The sequence below is a fragment of the Micromonospora sp. NPDC052213 genome, assembly GCF_040679695.1.
In the GTDB taxonomy this organism is placed as follows: Bacteria; Actinomycetota; Actinomycetes; order Mycobacteriales; family Micromonosporaceae; genus Micromonospora.
In genome coordinates this window covers 1-1,061 of sequence record NZ_JBFAVI010000411.1, presented here as the reverse complement: position 1 = coordinate 1,061, position 1,061 = coordinate 1, and the positions used below count along the sequence as shown (strand labels likewise).

1 protein-coding gene is annotated in these 1,061 nt (G+C 70.2%); it reads right to left on the bottom strand.

What is annotated here, in order from left to right; all coding sequences use genetic code 11:
* Positions 1-1,061: catalase (locus AB0L34_RS34350; RefSeq protein WP_363709846.1), on the bottom strand; the 1,061-nt coding region annotated here is incomplete at both ends.

Sequence of the window (1,061 nt, the reverse complement as noted above, 5' to 3'; positions counted from 1 at the left end):
CCCGGCGGCAGGTGTCCGACGTGGAACGCCACCTGCTCGGTCTCGGCGAAGAAGTTGCGCGGCGTCTTGTTGAGGGTGAGGGTGCCGATCGGCTGCACCGGCGCCAGCTCCTCCGGCACGATCTTCGTCGGGTCGAGCAGGTCGATCCCGGCGAACGTCTCCTCCGGGGTGTCCGGGAAGACCTGGATGCCCAGCTCCCACTCGGGGAACGCGCCGGCCTCGATGGCGTCGTACAGGTCGCGGCGGTGGAAGTCCGGGTCCATGCCGCTGATCATCTGGGCCTCTTCCCAGGTGAGGGAGTGCACGCCGAGCTTCGGCTTCCAGTGGAACTTGGCCAGCACGGTCGCGCCGGCCTCGTCGACCAGGCGGAACGTGTGCACGCCGAAGCCCTCCATGGTCCGGTAGGACCGCGGGATGCCCCGGTCGGACATGTTCCAGATGGTGTGGTGCTGGGCCTCGGTGTGCAGCGAGACGAAGTCCCAGAACGTGTCGTGCGCGCTCTGCGCCTGCGGGATCTCCCGGTCCGGGTGCGGCTTGCCGGCGTGGATGACGTCCGGGAACTTGATCGCGTCCTGGATGAAGAACACCGGCATGTTGTTGCCGACCAGGTCGAACGTGCCCTCGTCGGTGTAGAACTTGGTGGCGAAGCCGCGGGTGTCGCGGACCGTGTCGGCCGACCCGCGCGAGCCCAGCACGGTGGAGAAGCGGACGAAGACCGGCGTCTCGCGCCCCTGCTTGAGGAAACCGGCGCGGGTGACCTTCTCGGCGGCGCCGTTGGCGACGAACGTGCCGTGCGCACCAGCGCCCCGGGCGTGCACCACCCGCTCCGGGATCCGCTCGTGGTCGAAGTGGGTGATCTTCTCCCGCAGGTGGTGGTCCTGGAGCAGGACCGGGCCGCGCGGACCGGCCTTGAGCGAGTGGTCGGTGTCGCGCAGCCGGGCACCGTTGGCGGTGGTGAGGTACGCGCCCTGCTGCCCCTTGGCGATCTTCGGTACGCCGGTCTCGGCGCCGGTCGGGGTCCGGGTGTCCGGCGCGCCCTGCTCGGCCTTGGGCGGCAGCGG